At 63.6% G+C, this 24543-nt stretch carries 22 protein-coding genes; 7 read left to right on the top strand and 15 right to left on the bottom strand.

The features are described from left to right. Nucleotides 1-3: 3 nt before the first annotated feature. The 5 genes from N7568_RS20155 to N7568_RS20135 all read right to left on the bottom strand — a co-directional run bounded on the left by N7568_RS20155 (nucleotide 4) and on the right by N7568_RS20135 (nucleotide 5446). Nucleotides 4-1215 carry a pseudouridine synthase gene (locus tag N7568_RS20155; RefSeq protein ID WP_261611552.1) on the bottom strand — a complete coding sequence of 404 codons (1212 nt, stop codon included), beginning with the start codon at nucleotides 1213-1215 and terminating at the stop codon, nucleotides 4-6. Nucleotides 1216-1368: 153 nt separating this feature from the next. After that, nucleotides 1369-2025: an SMC-Scp complex subunit ScpB gene (gene scpB, locus N7568_RS20150; RefSeq protein WP_261611551.1), complete on the bottom strand. Its 657-nt coding sequence runs from the start codon at nucleotides 2023-2025 to the stop codon at nucleotides 1369-1371. Then, nucleotides 2018-2941, bottom strand: a complete 924-nt coding sequence (locus N7568_RS20145; protein ID WP_261611550.1) for a segregation and condensation protein A — start codon at nucleotides 2939-2941, stop codon at nucleotides 2018-2020. Before N7568_RS20145 ends, scpB begins: the two co-directional genes overlap by 8 nt. A 6-nt stretch (nucleotides 2942-2947) precedes the next feature. Then, nucleotides 2948-3847: a ParA family protein gene (locus N7568_RS20140; RefSeq protein ID WP_261611549.1), complete on the bottom strand. Its 900-nt coding sequence runs from the start codon at nucleotides 3845-3847 to the stop codon at nucleotides 2948-2950. A 252-nt stretch (nucleotides 3848-4099) separates the two neighbouring features. Continuing rightward, nucleotides 4100-5446: a cation:dicarboxylate symporter family transporter gene (locus tag N7568_RS20135; RefSeq protein WP_261611548.1), complete on the bottom strand. Its 1347-nt coding sequence runs from the start codon at nucleotides 5444-5446 to the stop codon at nucleotides 4100-4102. Nucleotides 5447-5583: 137 nt separating this feature from the next. On the opposite strand from N7568_RS20135, the gene N7568_RS20130 reads away from it, so the two are divergent. The 6 genes from N7568_RS20130 to N7568_RS20105 all read left to right on the top strand — a co-directional run bounded on the left by N7568_RS20130 (nucleotide 5584) and on the right by N7568_RS20105 (nucleotide 12320). Then, nucleotides 5584-7230, top strand: a complete 1647-nt coding sequence (locus N7568_RS20130; RefSeq protein WP_261611708.1) for a sensor histidine kinase — start codon at nucleotides 5584-5586, stop codon at nucleotides 7228-7230. After that, nucleotides 7227-7940 (top strand): response regulator, encoded by a 714-nt coding sequence (locus tag N7568_RS20125; RefSeq protein ID WP_261611547.1) that lies wholly within the window; start codon nucleotides 7227-7229, stop codon nucleotides 7938-7940. The genes N7568_RS20130 and N7568_RS20125 overlap by 4 nt, the downstream gene beginning before the upstream one ends. A gap of 73 nt (nucleotides 7941-8013) precedes the next feature. Beyond that, on the top strand, nucleotides 8014-8655 hold the full coding sequence (locus tag N7568_RS20120) for a GntR family transcriptional regulator (RefSeq protein ID WP_261611546.1): 642 nt from the start codon (nucleotides 8014-8016) through the stop codon (nucleotides 8653-8655). Nucleotides 8656-8676: 21 nt separating this feature from the next. Continuing rightward, nucleotides 8677-10197 (top strand): MmgE/PrpD family protein, encoded by a 1521-nt coding sequence (locus tag N7568_RS20115; protein WP_261611545.1) that lies wholly within the window; start codon nucleotides 8677-8679, stop codon nucleotides 10195-10197. After that, entirely contained in the window at nucleotides 10198-11103 is a 906-nt protein-coding gene (prpB, locus tag N7568_RS20110) for a methylisocitrate lyase (protein WP_261611544.1), read from the top strand. Nucleotides 11104-11180: 77 nt separating this feature from the next. Beyond that, nucleotides 11181-12320, top strand: a complete 1140-nt coding sequence (locus N7568_RS20105; RefSeq protein WP_261611543.1) for a bifunctional 2-methylcitrate synthase/citrate synthase — start codon at nucleotides 11181-11183, stop codon at nucleotides 12318-12320. Nucleotides 12321-12408: 88 nt separating this feature from the next. On the opposite strand, the gene N7568_RS20100 is transcribed toward N7568_RS20105, so the two are convergent. Continuing rightward, nucleotides 12409-12915, bottom strand: coding sequence for an 8-oxo-dGTP diphosphatase (locus N7568_RS20100; protein ID WP_261611542.1), 507 nt, complete (start codon nucleotides 12913-12915; stop codon nucleotides 12409-12411). Nucleotides 12916-12971: 56 nt separating this feature from the next. Here N7568_RS20100 and N7568_RS20095 point away from each other — a divergent pair, with 56 nt between their 5' ends. Further along, entirely contained in the window at nucleotides 12972-13742 is a 771-nt protein-coding gene (locus N7568_RS20095) for a hypothetical protein (protein WP_261611541.1), read from the top strand. Nucleotides 13743-13765: 23 nt separating this feature from the next. Here the strand turns inward: N7568_RS20095 and xerD are convergent, their stop codons facing one another. From xerD to N7568_RS20050, 9 genes are all read right to left on the bottom strand, one after another. Then, the gene (xerD, locus tag N7568_RS20090; protein WP_261611707.1) at nucleotides 13766-14725 is read right to left on the bottom strand and encodes a site-specific tyrosine recombinase XerD; all 960 of its coding nucleotides are present in this window, start codon (nucleotides 14723-14725) and stop codon (nucleotides 13766-13768) included. A 2-nt stretch (nucleotides 14726-14727) separates the two neighbouring features. Next, complete coding sequence (locus N7568_RS20085; RefSeq protein ID WP_261611540.1) at nucleotides 14728-15390, bottom strand: NUDIX domain-containing protein; 663 nt, start codon at nucleotides 15388-15390, stop codon at nucleotides 14728-14730. 27 nt (nucleotides 15391-15417) lie between these two features. Next, nucleotides 15418-17163 (bottom strand): CTP synthase, encoded by a 1746-nt coding sequence (locus N7568_RS20080; protein WP_261611539.1) that lies wholly within the window; start codon nucleotides 17161-17163, stop codon nucleotides 15418-15420. Between the two features lie 146 nt (nucleotides 17164-17309). Next, on the bottom strand, nucleotides 17310-19049 hold the full coding sequence (recN, locus tag N7568_RS20075) for a DNA repair protein RecN (RefSeq protein WP_261611538.1): 1740 nt from the start codon (nucleotides 19047-19049) through the stop codon (nucleotides 17310-17312). Nucleotides 19050-19052: 3 nt separating this feature from the next. After that, on the bottom strand, nucleotides 19053-20084 hold the full coding sequence (locus tag N7568_RS20070) for an NAD kinase (RefSeq protein ID WP_261611537.1): 1032 nt from the start codon (nucleotides 20082-20084) through the stop codon (nucleotides 19053-19055). Nucleotides 20085-20097: 13 nt separating this feature from the next. Further along, nucleotides 20098-20910 (bottom strand): TlyA family RNA methyltransferase, encoded by an 813-nt coding sequence (locus tag N7568_RS20065; protein WP_261611536.1) that lies wholly within the window; start codon nucleotides 20908-20910, stop codon nucleotides 20098-20100. 3 nt (nucleotides 20911-20913) lie between these two features. Beyond that, nucleotides 20914-21225: a hypothetical protein gene (locus N7568_RS20060; RefSeq protein WP_261611535.1), complete on the bottom strand. Its 312-nt coding sequence runs from the start codon at nucleotides 21223-21225 to the stop codon at nucleotides 20914-20916. Nucleotides 21226-21234: 9 nt separating this feature from the next. Continuing rightward, on the bottom strand, nucleotides 21235-22221 hold the full coding sequence (locus N7568_RS20055) for an HAD-IIA family hydrolase (RefSeq protein ID WP_261611534.1): 987 nt from the start codon (nucleotides 22219-22221) through the stop codon (nucleotides 21235-21237). Continuing rightward, the gene (locus N7568_RS20050; RefSeq protein ID WP_261611533.1) at nucleotides 22214-24133 is read right to left on the bottom strand and encodes a hypothetical protein; all 1920 of its coding nucleotides are present in this window, start codon (nucleotides 24131-24133) and stop codon (nucleotides 22214-22216) included. The genes N7568_RS20055 and N7568_RS20050 overlap by 8 nt, the downstream gene beginning before the upstream one ends. Nucleotides 24134-24543 lie beyond the last annotated feature (410 nt).

Here is a 24543-nt window from a genome sequence, read left to right as displayed (position 1 = left end):
GCCCTAGAGCCCTACAGATGCCAGGAGGTGTCCGACTTCCTGCCTGCCGAGGTTGCGGATGCTTCCCTGGCGCTGGTCACCCAAGCCAATGGGACCGACCTTGACGCGGACAAGCCGTTCCACCGGGAACCCAACGGCGTCGAACATCCGGCGCACAATACGGTTCTTCCCTGAGTGCAGGACAACCTCGATCAGGACGTGGCCCGGAGTGGAGTCCACCAAACGGAAGGAGTCCACGGCAGCCACGCCGTCTTCAAGCTCGACGCCGTTCTTCAGCTTCGCACCGACGCCCTGCGGGAACGGGCCACGCACCTGGACCAGGTACGTCTTGGGCACCTCATAGGAAGGGTGCGTCAAGCGGTTGGCGAGTTCGCCGTCGTTGGTCAGCAGCAGCAGCCCCTCAGTGGCGACGTCGAGACGGCCAACGTGGAACAGGCGTTCGCCCTTGTTCTTGTTGTTCTTCAGGAAGTCGCTGATGCAGGGACGGCCCTCGGGGTCCTCCATGGTGGAGACGACGCCCTTGGGCTTGTTGAAGACCATGTACACGAGGGTTTCGTCCAGCTGGATCCGGATGCCGTCAACGTGGATGACAGCGGAGGTGGGGTCCACGCGCATTCCAAGCTCGGTAGTGACGACGCCATCGACCTCGACGCGGCCTTCGAGGATCATTTCCTCGCACACGCGACGGGAAGCCACGCCGGCCTGGGCCATGACCTTCTGCAGGCGCACGCCGTCAACATCGTGAAGATCGGACTGCGGAACTTCCTGGCGCGGACCCCGGTTGCGGCCCGGCTTCCGGATGGGACCAAGGTTCTGGCCGAAGCGTTCGCTGCCGAAAGCCTTGGAACCGTACTGCTTGGCCGGCTTTGCCTTGGGCTTCAATGCGCCGGGAGTGCCGGGGGCCTTGCCGAAGCCGGGCTTGTTGGAGCCGGGCTTCCGGAAAGGCTTGGCTGGCCTGGCGGCCTGGCCGCGATCGTAGTCGCCGGCCGATGTGGGGTTGTCGGGATCGAAGGGTGCCGCTTCGCGAGGCTTGGAAGCCTTGAAGGGGCGGCCCTCGCCCTGGGAGAAGTTGCGCTTTCCAGCGCCGGCGCTGCCGCCGCGGCCGGAGAAGCCGCCGGCGTTGGAGCGGCCCGTGCCGCCCTTGGCCTCATTGCGTCCAGAACTGTTGCGTCCCGAACCGTTACGTGGTGAACTCTGGCGTCCCGCCTGTGTCATGACCCGTCCTAGTGTAGTAATGGCCGGCATTAGGTGTTGAAATCAACACTAGCCAGCCGGGCAGACATCGTCTGCCCCTTGTTGCTGTGGCACCGTTCGTATGGTGCCTTTTTGTCCGTATTAAGTTCTCGTGCTGTGCCGGTGCAGCAGTGGCTACATCCGGCTGGCGTCGTAGTACTCTTCAATCCCTTCCAAACCCGGAAGGTGCGGCGAGAGCTGGGGCAGTTCCGCCACCGAGCCGATGCCCATCCGTTCCAGGAAATACGAGGTTGTCCGGTATAGGACAGCCCCCGATTCGGGGTCGTTTCCGGAGTCCTCTATCAGACCCCTTTGAGTCAGGGTCCGGACTACAGAATCGACGTTGACGCCGCGAATGGCGGAAACCCGGGCCCTGGAGACCGGTTGCCTGTAAGCAATGACCGCAAGTGTTTCAAGCGCTGCCTGAGTCAACCTGGTGGTCTGCCCCTCGAGGACGAACCTGCCCACAATGTCGGCAAAATCCGATCGTGAGTAGATCCGCCACCCTCCGGCGACGTTCCGCAATTCAAAACCCCGGGGTGCAGTGCTGGCATCGGCAAAGCCGACAGCATCCACGTCCGGGGCTTTAACAGTATAGCCGCTATACTCCCGCTGCAGGTCCTGCAGCAAATCTTCGACGACGGCGACCGTTACGTTGAGCCCGGCGGCCAACTCTTCGGAGGTGGCCGGCTGGTCGATCACCATAAGGACCGCTTCCAATGCTGCCCTTGCCCCGCCGGGCAAAGCTTCCAGTTCGGCCAAGCCGTCTTGAACGGTTTCCTGTTCACTCACTGCCGTTTTCCTCACTTACGGTTCCGTAGGATTCGGCCCCTGCCTCGTATTCCTCACTCAAACTGGAACTATCCCAGTCGGCGTCGGCGCCCGTCCACCGGACCGTCAGCTCCGCCAAAGGACCGGGCTGCTCGAAGGCAATCACGCGGTCGCGGAACATTTCCAGCAATGCAAGGAAACGTGCCACCACCACCAAAGTTGTGTCGGCATCTGCTATCAGAGTCTGGAAGGACAGGGGTGCGCCCAACTTGAGGCGGTATCCCATGATTTCGGCCTGTTCCTTAACACTGACCGGCGGTGCATGGAGGTGGTCCAGTCCCACCTCGGCCGGTGCGGCGTCTTTGGGCTTCAGTGCCTTGGCCGCCAGCTCCGCGAACTGCTCCGGAGTGTGCCGCCACACGAGTTCCGGAAGCAACGCGGCGAAATGGCCTTCCAGGGCCACCTGACGCGGGTACCGGCGGGCTTCCTGCTCCAAGGTCTCGCCCATGATCCCGGCTATTTGCTTAAAGGCCTTGTACTGCAGAAGACGTGCGAACAGGAGATCCCGGGCTTCCAGGAGCGCAATGTCCTCGGCATCCTCCACCTCACCCGAAGGCAGCAGCCGCGCTGCTTTCAGGTCAAGCAGCGTCGCAGCGATCACCAGGAACTCGCTTGCTTCATCCAGTGCCCAGTCTTCCCCCAGCTCCTGGAGGCGGCGGATGTACTTGATGAACTCATCGGTGACCGTAGCGAGTGCTACCTCGGTGATGTCCAGCTTGTGCTTGGAAATGAGGCCGAGCAGGAGATCGAAGGGGCCGGTGAAGTTGGCCAGCCGTACCTCGAAGCCGGCCTTGCGGCTCCCGGGGTTGCCGGCGTCGGGCGTGTCCGCAGTGGCGGCGGAATCCGCCTCGGTACTCGGGGCGAGTGACGGTCCCACCGTCCGCTAGGGCGCGCCGCCGCGCGAAATCAGTTCCTTGGCAAGGCGGCGGTAAGCATCCGCACCAATGTGGTTGCCGGCGTAGCTGGTGATCGGCTCGGCGGCGACGGTGGCGTCTGCGAATTTGATGGAACGCTTAATAACAGTCTCGAAGACTTTGTCACCGAAGGCCTCCACCAGGCGCGAGATCACTTCGCGGCTGTGCAGGGTCCGTGCGTCGTACATCGTGGCGAGCACGCCGTCCACCTGCAGGCGCGGGTTGAGGCGGTCCTGGACTTTCTCGATGGTCTCCACCAACAGCGCAACGGCGCGCAAGGCAAAGAATTCGCAGATCAACGGGATGATGACGCCGTGGGCGGCGGTCAGGGCGTTGACGGTCAGCAAGCCCAGGGACGGTTGGCAGTCAATGAGAACGACGTCGTAGTCGTCTTCGACACTCTTGAGGGCGCGGTCCAGGACTTGCTCCCGGGCCACCTCGTTCACGAGTTGGACTTCGGCGGCCGAGAGGTCGATGTTTGCGGGCAGGAGGTCCACGCCGTCGACGCCGGTCTGCTGGATGGCATCACGGATGTTCACTTTGCGATCCATCAAGACGTTGTAAACGGTGAGGTCAAGCTCGTGCGGATTGGCGCCGAGACCCGCAGAGAGCGCGCCCTGGGGATCGAAGTCCACCAGCAGGACACGCCGGCCGTACTCTGCGAGCGCAGCCGCAAGATTAATGGTGGATGTGGTTTTGCCGACGCCACCTTTTTGGTTGACCATGGCGATGACTCTCGCCGGGCCGTGGGAGGCAAGTGGAGCGGGTTCCGGAAATTCGCGGTAAGGGCGGCCTGTTGGCCCCATGATGGCGTCTTCCAGATCGAGCTCGGTGCCTTCCAGCGTTGCTGAACCCCGTTCGATGCTCACGTATCTAACCACTCTTTCGACGACGATCTTCCCTGCCGCTGCGCCCCCGGCTGCAGCGCTGCTACCCACCTAGGCTACAGCGCCCGACACGGTTATTCGGGGAACTTGACTTTGTCCCCCTCGTGAGCCTTGACCCTCTAGCTGAGGTAGAAGGTTGTGCTCCCTGGCGCTGTTTGGCCGCAATATCCCGAAGGCCGGCACCTTGGGAGGTGCCGGCCTTCGGGATGATGCGATGGTTTGGTTCCCGTTCCGTTAGACAGTTGCCTTTTCGCGGGTTTCAGCCTCAGGTGCCGCCTCTTCTTCGCCACCGTGCGCGATCATGGTCTGCTCGTCGAACGGCTCGCTGCCGGAGAGGACGCGCTCTACCTGGCCGTTGTCGATTTCCTTGACCCACGTGCCGATCAGGACAGTTGCCACCGCGTTGCCGGTGAAGTTGGTCAAGGCACGGGCCTCGGACATGAAGCGGTCGATGCCGACGATCATGCCCACGCCACCCAGCAGTTCCGGCTTGTGTGCCTGGAGACCTGCGGCCAGGGTGGCCAGTCCGGCACCGGTGACGCCTGCAGCGCCCTTGGAGGCGATGATCATGAAGACCAGCAAGGAGACCTGGGCGCCAAGATCCAACGGGGTGCCCATGGCGTTGGCGACGAAGAGCGAAGCCATGGTCAGGTAGATCGCCGTGCCGTCAAGGTTGAAGGAGTATCCCGTGGGAACGGTAACGCCAACCACCGGCTTGGAAACACCCAGGTGCTCCATCTTGGCGATCAGGCGGGGCAGCGCTGCTTCGGAGGAGGAAGTGGAGAAAATCAGGAGGTACTCGCGGGCCAGGTATTTCATGAGCTTGAAGATGTTGACGCCTGCCACTGCGCGGAGCAGCGTACCCAGGATGACCACGATGAACAATGCGCAGGTGATGTAGAAGGCCAGCATCAGGGTGAACATGCTGAGGATCGCCTGGGCGCCAGTGGCACCGACGACGGCGGCGATGGCACCGAACGCGCCAACAGGAGCCAGCCACATGATCATGATAAGGATGCGGAAGACGAGGCGCTGACCGTGACCGATGGCGGTAAGGATCGGGGTCCCTTGCTTGCCCATCTTCTGCAAGGCGAACCCGACCAGGATCGCGGCAAGCAGGGTAGGCAGGACCGGGATGTCACCCGGGATGATGCCCAGAAGGAAGTCAACAGTGCTGTTGGTGTCGGCCTTCTTGGTGGGATCGTACGGTGTCAGCTTGAGGCCCTCACCCGGGTGGATGAGGTTGCCCACCACGAGGCCGATGGCCAGGGCGAAGGTTGACATGGCCACGAAGTAACCGAGGGCGAGGCCGCCCACCTTGCCAACGGTGGCAGCCTTGGCGATGGAGCCGATGCCCAGAACGATGGTGCAGAAAATGACCGGGGCGATCATCATCTTGATGAGCTTGATGAAGCCATCGCCGAGTGGCTTGAGGGACTTGCCAACTTCGGGGAACACCAAGCCGACCACGGCGCCGAGCACTACGGCCAGGATGACCGCGATGTACAAGTAATGCGACTTGTCGAGCCCCTTGCGTCCAGCTTTGGCAGTTACTGCCGACTCTCCTCGTTGAGAGGTCATGGGATTCTCCTTTGGATACTGTGTAAGGCGCTGCGGTCCTGCACTGATGTCCAATCCGCTGCCCTTGTGTGATATCCATCATTGAGCCGTTGGTGACACACATCACCGTTGCGGTCATATTGGTCATGGAGGTCCACGTGTTTCACAGCTGGAGCATTGCCCGCCGCTTGTTCGTGGCGAACCTGCTGTTCGTCGTGGCGTTGACTGGGGTCTTCGGGGCGTTCTCCGTGGTGGAGGCCAGGGACCGGGCCTATGACAACGCCGGCGGGCGGATGCTTGCCCTCGCCACGTCCATTGCCAACAACCCCCTTGTCCTGGAAGCGGCAGGCACGGCAGACCCTTCAGCAGTTCTGCAGCCCTACGCCGTCGAAGTCATGGACGACGCCGACGCCGACTTCATCACGATCATGGCCCCGGACCGCACCCGCTGGACACATCCCCGGCCCGAGGAACTGGGCAAGCCCTACATCGGCACCATCGATCCAGCCCTGCGGGGTGAGACGTTCACTGAGGTCACCGCGGGAACGTTGGGTCCTTCGGTCCGCACCATTGCCCCGGTCAAAGATGCCGGCGGAACTGTTAAGGCGCTGGTGTCCGCGGGGGTCACGGTCCGCACGGTGGACACCGATGCGGCCGAACGCCTGGGCGTGATCGGCGGCATCGCGCTGGTGGTGTTGACGTTCGGTTCCTTCGCTTCCTGGCTCCTGGGCCGATATCTCCGCTCGGTTACCCGTGGTTGGGGCCCGGAACAGCTGGCGCAACTCTTCGCCTACTACGAATCGGTGCTGCACTCGGTCCGCGAAGGCGTGATTCTGATCGATACACACGGCAAAGCTGTGATGTACAACGACCAGGCAGCGGAGTTGCTGGGACTGGAGCCATCCGACGCAGACCGGTCACCGGACGCTGCCCCGAAACTGTCGGAGCTGCCCTTCGACGGCAGCCTCCGGGCGCTGTTCGAATCCGGCAGGCCAGCGCACGACGAGATTCATCTGACGGGTTCACGGATTTTGGTGGTCAACCAGGCTCCGGCCGTGGGGCCGGTGCCTGAGCGCAGCCGACAGAAGCCCGCCGTCTACGGCACCGTAGCTACCATCCGTGACCGCACGGAGATCGAGTCCCTGGGCACGGAACTGCAGACCATGAAGACCCTCTCGGACGCGTTGCGTGCCCAGACCCATGAACATGCCAACCGGCTGCATATGATCGTCTCCTTGCTGGAACTGGGCCGCACTCCGCAGGCCTTGGACTTTGCCACCAAGGACCTCGAACTCAGCCAGCAACTTACCGATGACATGGTGGCGTCCGTGGATGAGCCTGTGATGAGTGCCCTGGTGATGGGCAAAGCAGCGGAGGCCCACGAGCGCGGGGTGGAACTGGTGGTGCGGACCGCCGGCAGTTCGGGCGTCCGCGGCTTGGAAATCCAGGACCTGGTCACCATTTTGGGCAACCTTTTGGACAACGCGATCGATGCTGCGGCCGCTGGCGGGTTCCCGCGGCAGGTGGAGCTTTCCGTGGAGGCGGGTCCGGCCGCCGTCGAATTTTTGGTGAAGGATTCGGGACGCGGCATCAATCCGGACTCGATCGATGACGTGCTGCAGTACGGATTCAGCACCAAGTCCGCGGAAGGCAATCCGCGGGGTGCCCATGGCCGCGGAGTTGGGCTTGCGCTGGTGCGTCAGGCCGTCCAGCGGTTGAACGGTACGATGACCATCAGCAATCCGGGCGGTGCACAGTTCCATGTTGTGCTGCCTGCGCCGGTTCCCGAGGAAGAGAAGGCATGACAGACATCCGCGTCCTGGTGGTGGAGGACGAGCCGATAGCTTCGGATGCCCACTCCGTCTACATCGGCAGGCTGGACGGGTTCACTTTGGTGGGAACGGCACCCGACGGCCAGTCGGCATTGCGCATCCTCGGTGAGTTCGCGGCGTCGGGCTCCCCTGTGGACCTGGTCCTGCTGGACATGAACCTGCCGGACCTTCACGGCCTGGATGTCGCCCGCCGGATGCGTTCTGCAGGAGTCTTTGCGGACATCATCGCCATCACCGCCGTCCGCGAGCTGAACATCGTCCGCAGTGCTGTGTCCATTGGTGTGGTGCAGTACCTCATCAAGCCGTTCACTTATGCGACGTTTGCCGACAAGCTCGGCAGCTACAGGGCCTTCCGCGAACAGTTGGCGGGTTCGATGTCCGGAATTTCCAAGGCAGGCGCCTCGCAGAGCGACGTGGACCAGGCGTTCGCGAGCCTCCGCGCCCCGACGGAACTGCCGCTTCCCAAGGGCCTCTCCGGGTCCACACTGGAGTCCGTGAAGGACCTGGTGAGGGCGCGGCAGGATGCGGTTTCGGCGAGCGAAGTCATGGACGCGCTGGGCATGTCCCGCGTCACCGCCCGCAGGTATCTGGAGTACTTGGCCGACGCCGGGACCGTCACCAGGGCGCCGCGGTACGGCACGCCCGGCCGTCCCGAGAATGAGTACGGCTGGAACCGCAGTTAGATCTCTGTATACATAGGCGGCAGTATTCGCGGAATTGCTGGCCGATATCGGCCTTTATGTATACACTGAAGGCATGCGCGCCAGTGATCGGGCCTACTCGGCCCTCCGTGAAGACATCATTGAATGGCGCCTTCGGCCAGGCACGGTCCTGGCGGAAGTGGAGCAGTCCGAACGCCTCGGAGTTTCCCGCACGCCGGTCCGGGAGGCGCTGAGCCGCCTCACCGCAGAAGGATTGACGACGGCGGCAGGGGGCCGCGGCGTCGTCGTCACCGATATCTCGCTGGACAGCATCGACGAGCTCTTCGAATTACGTGAAACCCTCGAGGTGCGGGCCGCGGCCCTGGCCGCTGAGCGTGGCGAACCGGGCGTCTTCGCCGAGCTGCATGGGCAGCTGCTGCTGGCGCCGGAGCTGCTCAGTGACAACGACCCCACCAGGCACGACTACTACGCCTTGGTGAGCCGCCTGGACGAGGCCATCGACGCCGCGATCTCCAACTCGTACCTGGCCAATGCCATGCGCAGCCTGCGCGTCCACCTGGTCCGGGTCCGCCGCCTGGCAGCTGACGATGCTGCCCGACTTCATGCGGCAGCCGCAGAGCATGCGGCCATCGCCGAGGCCATCGCCGCCGGCAACCCACGGCTTGCCGAGGCCGCCACCACACTTCACCTGCACCGCAGCCTCACCCACGTCAAGGCCGCTCATTCGGCCCGTTAGCGTCTCACTAGAAGGAGAACCATGGTCAAGAACAACCACGTCCGCGTCTACAAGAGCGAAGAGAACCTCCCCCGGGAGGAGCAGTTGGCGCACAAGATCGCCGTGGTCGCCGCCGACACCGTCGAAGTCACGCCGGAGGTCACCGACATGGTGATCAACCGCATCATCGACAACGCCTCGGTGGCCATCGCCTCGCTGAACCGGGCACCGATCGTCGCCGCCCGCGCCCAGGCACTCACCCACGCCCCGTCCGCGAATGGCAAGGGCGCTCACGTGTTTGGCATCAGCGAGCAGGTCTCCCCCGAGTGGGCCGCGTGGGCCAACGGCGTGGCCGTGCGCGAACTCGACTACCACGACACGTTCCTGGCCGCGGACTACTCCCACCCCGGAGATAACATCCCGCCGATCCTGGCCGTCGCCCAGCACGTCGGCTCCAATGGCGCTGACTTGGTCCGTGCCATCGCCACCGGCTACGAGATCCAGGTGAACCTGGTCAAGGCCATCTGCCTGCACAAACACAAGATCGACCACGTCGCCCACCTCGGCCCCTCCGCCGCGGCAGGCATCGGCACGTTATTGGGTTTGGACGTTGAGACGATCTTCCAGTCCGTGGGCCAGGCCCTGCACACCACTACGGCCACCCGGCAGTCCCGCAAGGGCGAGATCTCCACCTGGAAAGCCCACGCCCCGGCTTTCGCGGGCAAGATGGCAGTCGAAGCCGTGGATCGCTCCATGCGCGGACAGACGTCCCCGGTCCCGATCTACGAAGGCGAAGACGGCGTGATCGCCTGGATGCTGGACGGCCCGGACGCCTCCTACGAGGTTCCGCTGCCGCTGTCCGGCGAAGCCAAGCGCGCCATCCTGGACACCTACACCAAGGAACACTCCGCCGAGTACCAGGCCCAGGCGTGGATTGACCTCGCCCGCAAACTGAACCGCGAGCACCCGGAAACCACCGATCCGGCCAATGTGAAGTCCGTGCTGATCAAGACCAGCCACCACACGCACTACGTGATCGGTTCCGGCGCGAACGATCCCCAGAAGTACTCCCCCACCGCGTCCCGCGAAACCCTGGACCACTCCATCCCGTACATCTTCACGGTTGCCCTGCAGGACGGTGCCTGGCACCACGTGGATTCCTACGCCCCCGAACGCGCCGCACGGCCGGACACCGTGGAACTCTGGCACAAGGTGACCACCGTGGAAGACCCGGAATGGACCCGCCGGTACCACTCGTTGGACATCGCCGAGAAAGCTTTCGGCGGTTCCGTGGAGATCACCCTCAACGACGGCACGGTCATTACAGATCAGATCGCCGTAGCCGATGCCCACCCGCTCGGCGCCCGGCCGTTTGCCCGTGAGCAGTACGTCAACAAGTTCCGCACCCTCGCTGCGGGACTGGTCGAAGAAGCCGAAATCGAAAGGTTCCTGGCCGCCGTCGAACGCGTCACCGAACTGGGCGAAGGCGAACTGGACCAGCTGAACATCACCGCCGCCCCCGGCGTGATCGACCTCAGCAACGCGCCCAAGGGACTGTTCTAAATGCTGTACTCCAAAGTCACCCCCGAACAGAAGCGGGTGAAGCTGCGGGAATTGCTGTCTTCAGGGACTGTGCAGCAATTCCCGGGAGCGTTCAACCCGCTCTCGGCACGGCTGATCGAGGAAAAGGGCTTCGCCGGGGTCTACATCTCCGGCGCGGTCCTGGCCAACGATCTTGGCCTCCCGGACATCGGCCTCACCACGCTCACCGAGGTAGCCACCCGCGCCGGACAGATCGCCCGGATGACGGACCTGCCTTCCCTGGTGGACGCAGACACCGGCTTCGGTGAGCCCATGAACGTAGCCCGCACCATCCAGGAACTCGAAAACGCGGGTCTGGCCGGATGCCACATCGAGGACCAGTTCAACCCGAAACGCTGCGGACACCTGGACGGCAAGAACGTGGTGGATATCAACACCGCCACCAAACGCATCCGCGCCGCGGCAGACGCACGCCGGGACCCGAACTTCCTCATCATGGCCCGCACCGACATCCGCGCCGTCGAAGGAATCCAGGCGGCCCAGGACCGGGCCAAGGCATTGGTTGACGCCGGTGCAGACGCCATCTTCCCCGAAGCAATGCGTGATTTGGGCGAGTTCCAGGCCATCCGCGACGCGGTGGATGTGCCCATCCTGGCCAACATGACCGAGTTCGGCAAAAGCGAGCTCTTCACCGTGGACCAGCTCCAAGGAGTGGGCGTGAACATGGTCATCTACCCGGTGACCTTGCTCCGCATTGCCATGGGCGCTGCAGAGCGTACTCTGGAATCGATTAAGGCTGCGGGGACCCAAGAAGCGCAAGTGGAAAACATGCTCACGCGTGCGCGCCTCTACGAACTCGTCGACTACGAGGCATACAACCAATTCGATACCGGCGTTTTCAACTTCCAGGTTCCTGGCGTCCGCTAGGTTCCGGATTCATCAAGGGGAACGCAGGCATGCCGGAAAACCCCGGCACGCCTGCACTAGGAACGAAGGAGTTCAGCATGGCTGCTGAAGACATCAAAAAAGGCCTTGCCGGCGTCGTGGTGGACTACACCGCCGTCTCGAAGGTCAACCCGGACACCAACTCATTGCTATACCGCGGGTACCCGGTCCAGGAACTCGCCGCCAAATGCAGCTTCGAAGAGGTGGCGTACCTGCTGTGGAACGGCGAACTGCCCAACGAAACACAGCTCGCCGAATTCACCGCCCGTGAGCGTGCGGGCCGTGCGCTGGATCCCGTAGTCAAGTCCGTGGTGGATTCCTTGCCCACCACGGCGCATCCAATGGACGTGTGCCGCACAGCGGCTTCGGTTATGGGTGCCCGGCACGAGTTGGCTGAGGATTCCTCTCCGGAAGCCAACATGAAGAAGGCAATCGACCTCTGGGCTGCCATGCCCGCCATCGTGGCGTACGACCAGCGCCGCCGCCACGGCCAGGAAGCAGTGGAACCACGTGAGGACCTGGACTACTCAGCCAACTTCCTCTGGATGACGTTCGGCGAAGAGCAGGTCCCGGAGGTGGTGGAGGCGTTCAACGTCTCGATGATCCTGTACGCGGAGCACTCCTTCAATGCCTCCACGTTCACCGCCCGTGTGGTCACGTCCACGCTTTCGGACCTGCACTCAGCCGTGACTGCCGCCATCGGCGCCCTCAAGGGCCCGTTGCACGGTGGCGCCAACGAGGCAGTGATGCACACGTTCGACGAGATCGGCATCCGCAGCGAGGAATCACTGGAAGAAGCCGCCACCCGTGCCCGCGCCTGGATGGAAGACGCCCTGGCCCGGAAGAAGAAGGTCATGGGCTTCGGACACCGCGTCTACAAGCACGGTGACTCCCGCGTGCCCACCATGAAAGCCGCCCTGGATAAGATGATCGCCCATTACGGACGGCCGGAACTCCTGGGTCTCTACAACGGCCTGGAGCAGGCCATGGATGAGGCAAAGGCGATCAAACCCAACCTCGACTACCCTGCCGGCCCGACCTACCACCTCATGGGCTTCGACACCCAGACGTTCACCCCGCTGTTCGTCGCCAGCCGCATCACCGGCTGGACCGCGCACATCATGGAGCAGGTAGCTTCGAACTCCCTCATCCGTCCACTGAGCGAATACAACGGCCCCGAAGAGCGCCAGGTCCCATAACGCTTCCGGTCGTCATGCAGGCGTACGACGACGGGCCGGTCACCGACGAGGCGACCGGCCCGTCGTCGTAGGTGGTGGCAGTCCGCACTTACGCACCCGGCTGCCCCAGGTCCACCCAGTCCACCGTGTGGACGTCGGCCACGTTTTCGTTGTCTGCCGCCAAGTCCACCCGCACGGCGATGCGCTGCCCGGAAATCATGGCCGGGAGCCAGTGCTCTGCGTCTGCCCACATACGTTCCACGGGAAGATGCGCCACCGGGAACCACGCCGGCGCGATCTCGTCGCTTTCGGATGGCTCCCCCTCCCAAGCGCGGGTCAGGAACACAGTGGTTGCCATGTTCCAGTCCGGCCTGGCAGGGAACACAAAGTCAACGGTGCCCGCCGGGATGAGGTCCTCAGACCGGACCACCACGTTGATTTCCTCCATGACCTCACGGCACGCCGCCTCAGCTGCGGTCTCCCCCAATTCCACGTGCCCGCCAACGCCCACCACCTTGCCCCGGCCGAAGCCGGTCTTCTTGGTCCCCAGCAGGACGTGTTCGCCCTCCGCGCCGTCGCGGAGAAGGAAGCACAAGGTCACATGCGCAGCAGTCATGCTGCCTACCTTAACCTGATCTCCCGTGCCGCTGCTGCCATTGCTACAGTGAGCCCATGACTGAAGGTGGGGGTGACGCGCGTGCCAAAGCGGCCGCCGTCGACGAGGTTGCCGAGGCGCCGTCCAACGCGGGGAACACCCAGGATGGGACCACCGCGGTCCCAGTCTCCGAAGCCAAGCCTGAACGGGACTCCTGGCTCCCCCGCTGGTTGGTGGCACACCCTCTCTACGTGGGTTGGGCATGGACCGTAGTGTGGGCAGGACTCATCGTTTTGGACGAAGTGGTGGACCTGGCCGGATGGACCTGGTACCTGCTGGTCCTTGTGGCCGCCTTGCCCACCTTGATCTCCACGCTGGTAGTGCTGCATGCCACGCCGCGGAGCCACCTCAGGGCAGTGGACGCGACCGTCCTGGGCCACTTCTTTGTGCGGTTCCTGGCGCTCGTGGCAGCTTTCATGGTGTGGGCCGCCTCCGTGGTCATGAGCGCCTCCATCTCCACCACCGTCCAATCGGTCATCGGCGATTCCGAAAAGGAAGTCACTGCCCTGGGCTTCAACCTCATGCTGGCCGCCGTTCCCTTGGTGCTATCGATCCTCTGGATGGCGTTCATTGTGCGCTGCGCGTGGTTCCTGCGGAGGCTGCGTGGCTGGCGGCAGATACCGGTCCGGACGCGTGTGCCCAAAAAGTTCCTCAAGGGACGCCCAAGACTCAAGCGTGTGGTGGTAGGCCTCGCGCACCCCGGCCTGTTGCTGGTAGCCGGACTGGGGACATCTTTATTGGCCCTGTTCGTGGACGCTGTGGAACTGACCCTGAACGTGCTGGACTAGCTGTACAACCAGCCCGCGGGGACCTAGCCGAGCGCCCGGGGATGCGCTGCAGCGTACACCTCACGCAACGTATCTGCGGTGACCAACGTATATACCTGCGTGGTGGTCACGGACGCATGCCCCAGCAACTCCTGCACCACCCTGACATCCGCCCCACCCTCAAGGAGGTGCGTAGCGAAAGAGTGGCGCAGCGTGTGCGGCGAGACGTCCTTGGTGATGTTCGCCTTTTCAGCAGCCATCTTGAGGATGGTCCATGCGCTCTGCCTGCTGATCCGGCCGCCACGGGCGTTCAGGAACAGCGCCGGGGTGCCTTTGCCTTTGGAAGCCAGCAAGGGCCTGCCGCGGACAACATAGGCTCCGACGGCGCGTGCACCGTAGGAGCCCAGCGGCACCAGCCGCTCCTTGGACCCTTTGCCGAACAACCTCACGATGGCAGGATCGCCGCCGGTGTCCTCAAGGGATACGTCATCCACGTCGAGTCCCACGGCCTCGCTGATGCGGGCCCCCGTGGAGTAGAGGAATTCCAGCAGGGCGCGGTCCCTGAGACCGGTGGCAGTATCCGAACCCGCAGCTTCCAGAATGCGCGTGACCTCACCGACGCTAATGGCTTTCGGAAGCCGCTTGCCCGGCATGGGCGGGTGGACATCGCTGGCGGGATCCGCCGTCGTGGTTCCTTCCAACGCCCAAAACTTGTGAAGTCCACGGACGGCAACCACCGTGCGCGCTGCAGAGCGAACGCCCAGGACAGCGGCGCCATCGGAACCGTCGGACAATGCCTGCACAAAGGCCGTCACGTGATGCCGCGTGATGTTGCCGGGACGTTCTACCCCCTGGGCCGCCAGGAAATTCGAATACCGCGCCAGGTCCCGGCGGTAGGCGGCCAAGGTGTTCGCCGCCAAGCCGCGCTCCACACCGACGTGTTGCAGGTAGTCGGTTATCGCCCGGTCAATTCCGTTGGCGGTTCGAGTAGCGGCTTCGGCCATGCTCAGCGCTGGCTCGGGTGAGCCGGCCACGGAGCGTTGGCAGGACGCAGGCTGGTGAATCCGTCGGCCTTCGCGGCAGCGGCAGCCAGAATTCCCAACACCGCCGACGGATTATGCAGCCGGCCCTCCATCACGGCCTTCACGGCGTCGTCCAGCGGCACCCAATGGAGCTCGATCTCCGCTTCTTCATCGGTACGGACATGACGGTCTGCCTCAGGTACGTCACTCAGGCCCCGGGCCAAATAGATTCGTACGGCCTCGCTGGAGGAGCCGGGCGAGTTGAAGAAGTCCACAAGGACGTTCCAGGTAGCCGCAACGAGGTCGGCTTCCTCCGCGAGTTCCCGCGCCGCGCCAACTACGAAGTCCTCGCCTTCCACGTCCAACAGGCCGGCAGGAATCTCCCAGAGATCCATGCCTACGGGGTGGCGGTACTGCTTCAGCAGCAGGATCTCACCGTCCACGTTCATGGGAAGTACAGCTACTGCGCCAGGATGGTCGATGTAATCGCGGACCAACGTGTCAGTGTCCTCGCCCAGCTGGAATGAGTCGCTGACCACATCCCAAATGCGGCCTTCGTAAACCTTGCTGGTAGACAAAAGACGGCGCGGGCTCGGCATATCCGAAACCTGCCTTGATGTGCGGGGGGTTTCAGAAATACCGGGCATCGCGCCGTCCTTCGTTAGTACTTGCGTTTACTTGGCAGCTACCGTGCGGGCGCCGGTCTTGGTGGCAACCGGTGCGCCTTCACGACGCTCCAGCGCGGCCTTGACCAAACCTGCGAACAGCGGGTGAGGGCGCGTGGGGCGGGAGCTGAGCTCCGGGTGCGCCTGCGTTGCCACGTAGTACGGGTGGACTTCGCGGGGAAGCTCTACGTACTCCACCAGCTTGCCGTCGGGAGAAGTACCCGAGAACACCAGGCCCTCGGCCGCGATCTGGTCGCGGTACTTGTTGTTGACCTCGTAGCGGTGGCGGTGGCGTTCGCTGACCGTGGTGGTCCCGTAGGTCTCGGCGATGACCGAGCCCTCGTCCAGCTTGGCTTCGTAAAGGCCCAGGCGCATGGTGCCGCCGAGGTCTCCCTTGCCGTCCACGATGTCCAACTGCTCTTCCATGGTGGCAATGACCGGGTACTTGGAATCGGGTTCGAACTCGCTGGAGGAAGCACCTTCAAGGCCAACCACGTTGCGGGCGTACTCAATCACCATGCACTGCAGGCCGAGGCAGAGGCCCAGGACCGGAAGCTTGGATTCACGGGCGAACTTCAACGCGCCAAGCTTGCCTTCGAGGCCGCGGATACCAAACCCACCCGGAACGCAGATGGCGTCCACGCCGGCCAGGGACTTGGTGGCACCGGCAAGGGTTTCGCACTCGTCCGAGGGGACCCAACGGATCTTGACCTTGGCCTCGTTGGCGAAGCCACCGGCGCGCAGTGCCTCGGTGACCGAGAGGTACGCGTCCGGGAGGTCGATGTACTTGCCCACCAGGGCGATTTCGACCTCATGCTTGGGGTTGTGGACAGCCTCGAGCAGCTTGTCCCACTTGCTCCAGTCGACGTCCTTGAACGGCAGGTCCAGGGCGCGGACGATGTAGGAGTCCAGGCCCTGGGAGTGCAGCGTCTTGGGGATGTCGTAGATGCTGGGTGCATCAGCTGCGTTGACTACGGCGTCGATGTCGACGTCGCACATGCGGCCAATCTTCTCGCGCATGGCGTCCGGCACTTCACGGTCCGAACGGATCACGATTGCTTCAGGCTGGATGCCGATGGAGCGAAGGGCTGCCACAGAGTGCTGCGTCGGCTTGGTCTTCAGTTCCTGGGAAGGACCGATGTACGGGACCAGCGAAACGTGCAGGAAGAAGACGTTGTTGCGGCCAATATCCTGGCGGACCTGGCGGGCCGATTCCAGGAACGGCTGCGACTCGATGTCACCCACGGTGCCACCGATTTCGGTGATGATGACATCCGGAGCGTGCTTGCCTTCGGCAGGCAGGCGCATACGCCGTTTGATTTCATCCGTGATGTGCGGAATGACCTGAACGGTGTCTCCGAGGTATTCGCCGCGGCGCTCTTTGGCGATAACGGTTGAGTAGATCTGGCCCGTTGTGACGTTGGCCGAACCTTCAAGGTTTTCATCGAGGAAGCGCTCATAGTGTCCGATGTCGAGATCGGTTTCGGCACCGTCATCCGTCACGAATACTTCGCCGTGCTGGAAGGGATTCATCGTGCCCGGATCCACGTTCAGGTAGGGATCGAGCTTCTGCATAGTTACAGACAAACCGCGTGCCCGCAGCAGGTGGCCGAGGCTGGAAGCCGTCAGACCCTTACCGAGCGAGGACGCCACACCACCGGTGACGAAGATGTGTTTGGTCGTCTTGGACGAGCCCGGGAACCGGGAATTTACACGGGAATTTGATCGCTGCACCACGGAATTCGAGCTTATCATCAATTACGCCTTCCAAGCGTCTGTTCGGATTCCCCAAATGGTCAATGGTTGCTCACCACTGCAATCCAAGCAAGGGCCACGCGGGATGAAGTGCCTTCATGTGATTGTGCTCGCACTCCTCCCCGCTTCGTTTCAGCCCTTTGGCATCAGGCCCGTTGGGGCAATAGCTTCGCGTCGTCCAGCAGCTCCTGGGCGTGGGCCTGTGCCGACTCGGAATCTTCCTGTCCTGCCAGCATGCGGGCAAGTTCCTTGACACGTTCGTCGTCACTGAGCAGCTGCACATCGCTGGAGGTGAAACCGGTGGTTGTCTTCCCGTCAGCGCCGCGCACGGATGTTTTGGTCACGCGGATGTGTTGATCGGCGAATGCAGCTACCTGCGGCAAGTGCGTCACGACCAGCACTTGTACGTGGCGGGCCAACATCGCCAGGCGGCGCCCGATCTCGACAGCGGCACGGCCACCCACCCCGGCATCCACTTCGTCGAAGACGAACGTCGGAACAGGATCCACCGCTGCGAGAACTACCTCGATGGCCAACATGACCCTTGACAGTTCACCACCCGATGCGCCCTTGCCCAACGGCCTCGCGGGAGCCCCGGAGTGCGGCTGGAGGAGGAACGCAATCTCGTCGGTTCCCCAGGGGCCCAGCAATCCGCTGCCATCCACCTCAATGACCAGCGTGGCGTCAGCCATGGCCAGGGCCTTCAGCTCGGCGCTGACCCTTGCTGACAGGTCCTTGGCAGCCTTCTGACGGGCTTTGCTGATGGCCGCTGCCTGCTTGCGCAGGGTAGCCTCCGCTGAAGCAACCTCGGCGTCCAAGGACTCGATGCGGCTGGAGTCGTCCTGCAACTCGTCCAAGCGCGTCCTGGCCGCAGCGGCCCACTCCAGCACTTCGTCAATACTTGGGGCGTACTTGCGGATCAGCTTGGCAAGGGCGGCCCGGCGTTCCTCGATTTCCGACAGCCGTTCCGGCCCTTCAGTGTCCAACGCAGCCTGGTAGCTGGAAAGCTCCGCAGCGATGTCGTTGAGCAGGAACCCCACCTCAGCGAGCCGGGCCGCAGCCGAACGCAACTCCTCATCGTGATCAGCCACGTGCTCCAGCGTCCGCTTGGCAGCATCCACCATGGACGTGGCATCCCCAGCGTCACCGAACTCCTCCGCTATGAGGGATTCGTGGGCCGCGGCCGCTGCCAGCCTTAGTTCTTCGACATTTGCCAGCTTCACGGCCTCGGCCTTGAGCGTCTCGTCCTCACCCGGCTGGGGATCCACCTCGTCAATTTCCTTGAGGGCAGCGTCCAGGGACTCGGCCTCACGCAAACGCTCACGGGCCTCGCTGCGCAGCGTTTCGAGTTCGGACTGGATGGCCTTCCAGTGGTTGTACAGCTCCTGGTACTCCCCCAGCGTTTTGGCCAAGGGTGCCCCGGCAAACCTGTCCAGGGCGTGCCGCTGCGCGGTGGCGCTCTTCAACCTGATCTGGTCGGACTGGCCGTGCACCACCACCAGGCTCTCACCCAGCTCGGCAAGCACCCCCACTGGTGCTGCGCGCCCGCCAACATAAGCCCGGCTGCGCCCATCGGCTCCAACAGTGCGGGCCAGAAGGAGCTCGGCCACGCCGTCGAACTCTTCCGCCTCACCCCCTGCCTCCTTGGCTCGCTCAACAGCGCTGTGCGCCGGATCGAGCTTCAACACCGCTTCAGCGGACGCCGATTTGGCGCCGCTCCGAACGGCCCCAGCATCGGAACGGGCCCCCAGAAGAAGCCCGACGGCGGTCACCACCATGGTCTTTCCGGCACCGGTTTCGCCGGTGACAACGCTCAGGCCAGGGCCGAGCGGCAGGGCGGCGTCAGTGATGACGCCGAGGTCACGGATTCGGAGTTCTTCAAGCATGGTTCACTTCGCATTCGTGGGGTCGGAAGGTTCACCGGCCCGGGGACTTTCACCATCCCGCGGACTGGGCAAGGGCGCCGGCGAAAGAGTCCGGATGACGGGGATAGGACCGGTGTGGACTTCGCCGCTCCGGGGAGCAGGGCCGCGCCAGCCGTGGATGGGCAGCTCGAACTTGCGGACGAGCCGGGCGGAAAATGGAGTTTTGTGGGTCCGGGCGAGCCGCACCGGGGTTGCCGAGCGCGTCACTTCAACACGTGCTCCAGGGGGAAGGTCCACCGAGCGCCGTCCATCGCACCAGAGAACGCCCAAGGCATCGGTCCGGTTCATGATTTCTACGGCCAGCTTGGAGCGCGGAGACACCACCAAGGGCTTGGCAAAAAGCGCGTGGGCACTGATCGGAACGATCACCAACGCCTCAACCTCCGGCCACACCACCGGCCCGCCTGAAGAGAAGGCGTAGGCCGTTGAACCGGTAGGAGTAGCCAGGACAACGCCATCACAACCGAAGGATGTCAAAGGACGCTCATCCACCTCAGTGACCACTTCCAGCATGCGTTCCCGGTTGGCTTTCTCAATGGCCGCCTCGTTCAACGCCCACGTGTGCCAAATCTTCTGGCCTTTGACCCACACCTGGACATCAATGGTCATGCGTTCCTCCACCGTGTACTGGCGGCTCGCAATCCATTCCACGGTTTGTGCGAGATCGGCGCGTTCACTTTCGGCGAGGAATCCCACGTGCCCCAAGTTGACGCCCAGCAGCGGGACGTCTACCTCGCGAACGAGTTCCGCTGCCCGCAGGATGGTGCCGTCCCCGCCCAGGACCATGACCAACTCCACGTCCTCCAGGTTGACGTGATCGTCAAGGATCTCGATGGGCGTATCAAAGGCGCCGAAGAAACGTTCGATATCGGCAAGTTCAGATTTCTGGAGGACCGGAACCAGGCCGGAGGCATGCAGCTGGGTACAGGCATCCCACGCTGCGCGGAGCGATTCCTCCCGCCCTGTGTGGGCCAGGACAAGTACACGCCTGCTCATCGGGTTCTGCTTTCTAGTGGTTTGGCCAGAGTTTCTCAATCAACGCAGCAACGTCCTCGTCCCGCTCTTCGATCTTAGGCAACGCCGCGGACATCCTGCGCTTCATCCACAGGAAGTATTCAACATTTCCGTCCTGGCCAGGCAGTGGACTGGCCGCGAGATCATGAAGTTCCAGCCCCGCATCAACTGCTGCCCGGGCAACCTGGGCCACCGCCCGGCGTCGTTCATTCTCTGACGAAACCACGCCCGTCCGGCTCAGCCGCTCCTTGCCCACTTCGAACTGCGGCTTAACCATAAGGACCAGGTCCCCGCCGGGTTCAGTGCACTCTGCCAAGGGTTGGAGCACCAGGGTAAGCGAGATAAAGGACAGGTCGGCAACTGTCAGCCCGGCAGGTCCGCCAAGCTGGTCGGGGGTCATGTACCGAACGTTAAGGCCCTCGTGGACATCCACCCGCGGGTCCTCCCGGAGGTGCGGCACCAACTGGCCGTGTCCGACGTCGACCGCCACCACTCGTGCCGCCCCCTGCCGAAGCAGAACGTCAGTAAAACCACCAGTGGAGGCACCGGCGTCGAGGCATCGTTTCCCGGCAACCACGACGGCGGGAAACGCCTGCAGCGCACCAGCCAACTTATGCCCGGCCCGGCTGGCGTAGATGTCTTCCAGATGGGATTCGACGTGCAGCGCCGTTTCCGGATCCACCTGATGGGAGGCTTTGGCCAGGACCGTACCGCCCGAGCTGACCTTGCCGTCGCTGATGAGCTTTGCGGCATGGGTACGCGACCTCGCCAGCCCACGGGTGACAAGTTCCTGATCGAGTCGTGCCATGCGTTAGCTATCGCCTTCCGAACCATTGGGCTTGGGTATGGCCGGGAGGCCCGGCTCCGCATCCAAAGCCTCCAAGAGGGAGTCATGGATCCCGGCGTACAGTTCGCCATGCTCTGACACCGGTGAACCCGGCACGCTGCCCAGCAGGCCCAAGGCTCTGTCCACAAGCTGGTCCCCCGTAGGATTTGTCAGCTCGGGCCACTGAACCTCGGGGCTTTCTGGTTCCGGGCTTTCGGGCTCAGGGCCATTCGCCTCGCGGCTCGCTGCCTCGTAGTCCGCTGCCTCGGGCTCCGGGTGGGTGTTGGGCTGGGTCATCGCACCAGTCTAGTGAGTTCGCCATTCCAGCTTGGGCGCTTGCGCGACCACAGTGTTGGGAACTGCCGCCCACCAGGCTGCGCATGCCGCCCGCCAAGCGTCGAGGTCATCCTCATGTCCGGTCACAATGACCTTACCGTCCTCAGCGATAGCTGAGGCCTTGCCGCAACGGTACGAGCCGGCGTCGCTGACAACCTCGGGATACGGAGCATACAGGCCCTCCAGGTCCGCCAGCAGGTAGTCGGGACGTTCGTCAGTCCGCGCGGCCAGGATGGTGTGCGTGGTGTCAACCCCGGTGAGGACGGCCGCCGTCGCGAATCCTGCGCGGTTGCCACCCAGGATGTCCGTATCCAAGCGGTCGCCAACTACCAGCGGGCGGTCGGCCTTGAGCCGCTTCGCCGCCGCATGGAACAGTGGCGCTTCGGGCTTGCCGGCCACCAAAGGAGTCTTTCCCGTGGCAGCCGCCACAGCGGCCACCAGCGTTCCATTGCCCGGTGCCATGCCTCGGGCCTGCGGGATGGACATGTCCGTATTGGTGGCAAACCACATGGCCCCGCCTGCCACCACATACGACGCCTCCGCGAGGTCCTTCCAGCCGATCTCCGGGTTGAATCCCTGGACTACGGCTACGGGAGACTCTGCGGCGCTGTGCACCGGCTTGAGTCCCACCAATTCGATCTCATGAGCCAAAGCTGCACTGCCGGTGATGAGGACGTGCGCCCCCGCAGGCAGCATGGAAGCAAGGAGCTCCCCTGCTGCCTGGGAGGAACTGACCACTTGATGGTCCTCCGCGGGCGCACCCAGCTCACGCAGGTGCGCCGCGACCTGGGCCGGCGTCCTGGAGGCATTGTTGGTCACATACCCCAGGCCGACGCCCACGGTTTCGAGACGCTGCAACGACTCCACGGCACCAGGAATGGCATGCGGTCCTGCGTAGACCACTCCATCCAGATCGGACAGGACAGCATCAAATGATGAGATCAGTGAATCAGCCATGCTGGGAGTTGGTGCCCTCGTTGTCGGTTTCCTCGTGCTTGGCTTCCTCGTCCTTGGATTCCGTGTCCTCCTCCGCCGAATCGATGTCGGATTCAGCATCATCGGATTCGAAGTAGTCGGACTCGGCATCATCAAGTTCAACATCATCGTGTTCAACATCGGCCGCTGCGGCTTCTGCGATGACCGTTTCAGTTTCGGACTTTACGACGTCGGCGTCCCGGGCGGTGTCCGCGTCCGGGGCGGTCTTCTGGAAGCGCGGCTTGCGGGCGGCTTCTTCTTCCTGCTCGTCCCAGCCGAGGTCAAGAATTTCCGGCTCAGCGAAGTCACCGACGCCGAGGGCGTTCTCAGCCACCAAGGCCTGACGTGCCCACTTGTCAGCTTCCTCAGTGCGGCCGACGGCACCCAATGCCTCAGCGTAAGCACGGAACAGGCGAGGGCTGTAGGAAAACGCCCGGTTGATGTCCAACTGGGGGATCTCCAGCTCGCTGACGGCAGCGTCCAGTTGCTTCAGGTCCGCACGGGCACCCGACGCCACAATCGCCAGCTCCACCTTGCCCGGAGCATCCAGGTCCTGGGCCTCGGGAGAGCGGACCATGTCCAGCGCACGGTCGGGGCGGCCAAGGCCACGCTCGCAGTCGGCCATCACCGGCAGGTGTACGTTGGATCCACTGATGCGACGGTACGTGCGGAATTCGCGCAGGGCTTCGCCGTAGTGACCGGCAGCGTAGGCAGTCAGGCCCACCGCTTCACGGACAGCCGAGAGGCGGCCACCGCGGCGGCTGGCAGCGAGTGCGTGCTGGAAGGCCAGCTCGGGTTCGATGTCGATCAAGCGGCCGGCCATGACCAGGTGCTTGGCAACCCAGCCGGCACTCTGCTCTTCGAGGGTCTTGATCTGGTGACCCGTGGCGCGGTCGAGTTCCTTGCCAGTGACATCCTCATCGATTTCTGGAGAACGCTCGCGGTCAGGACGGTTGGCGCTGCGGATGTCCTTGGCGTTGGGAACGCGGGCAGGACGTTCTTCCCACGAGTTGCCACGGTCTCCGCGGTCGCTGCTGAAGGAGCGACGTTCGCCGCCGCGGTCAGGGCGGTCGCCAAAGGGCTTGCGGTCACCGCGGTCGTTGTTGAACGGGCGGCGGTCATCGCTGTCACGACGGGGACCGTCAAAGTTCCGTGGGCCACGCTCGGGACGGTCGCCGAAAGGCTTACGATCTCCGCGGTCGTTGTTGAACGGGCGGCGGTCATCGCTGTCACGACGGGGACCGTCAAAGTTCCGTGGGCCACGCTCGGGACGGTCGCCGAAAGGCTTACGATCTCCGCGGTCGTTGTTGAACGGGCGGCGGTCATCGCTGTCACGACGGGGACCATCGAAGTTCCGTGGGCCACGCTCGGGACGGTCGCCGAAAGGCTTGCGATCGCGGTCGCCACCGAAGGAACGACGCTCGCCGTCACGAGCCGGACGGTCATTGCGGTCGCCGAAAGGCTTGCGATCGCGGTCGTCACCGAAGGAACGACGCTCGCCGTCACGTGCCGGACGGTCATTGCGGTCGCCGAAAGGCTTGCGATCTCCGCGGTCGTTGTTGAACGGACGACGCTCACCATCACGAGCCGGACGGTCATTGCGGTCGCCGAAAGGCTTGCGATCGCGGTCGCCACCGAAGGAACGACGCTCGCCGTCACGTGCCGGACGGTCATTGCGGTCGCCGAAAGGCTTACGGTCACCGCGGTCGTTGTTGAACGGACGACGCTCACCATCACGAGCCGGACGATCATTGCCGTCCCGGTTCTCCCTGGAACGGAATCCGCGGGGGTCGCCGCCCGAATTGTTGTTGGGGCGGTACGAGCCGCGGTCGTCACGGTTCCCGCCGAAGTTTCCGCGATTGCCGCCGCGATTGCCGCCGTTGTGCTCAGCCATGGTGGATTCCTCCTGTTGCGAGCCGACCACTGGCGCGTGCGTAGTCGCTCATAACCCTTATTTCGTTGTCACGCCGCCGGCAGCGCTCAGCTGCCGACTCGTATGTCTTATGCAATTCTATTCGACGCGGCCGCGGCCGCCGAACGTCTGGAGCCCATTGGGGCAGTCCCGTGGCAAGACTCACAGCCGCGGTGAATTACCAGGTCCGAAACCACTTTGACGCCAATCCAGGCTGTTCCAAGGCGGTTAAATGGCGGAAGCCTCCGCTTGGGCGGAGGCTTCCGGTGGGTGTGGGAGACCCCCCAACCGTGTGCTGGTTGGGGGGTCTCGACCTAATGGTTGTCCGGCGGTGTCCTACTCTCCCACACCCTCCCGGGTGCAGTACCATCGGCGCTGTGGGTCTTAGCTTC

It is taken from the genome of Paenarthrobacter aurescens (genome assembly GCF_025421775.1).
Classification (GTDB): Bacteria; Actinomycetota; Actinomycetes; order Actinomycetales; family Micrococcaceae; genus Arthrobacter; species Arthrobacter aurescens_B.
Note: the sequence above shows the minus strand (reverse complement) of the source record. Positions and strands in the feature narration are given on the sequence as shown.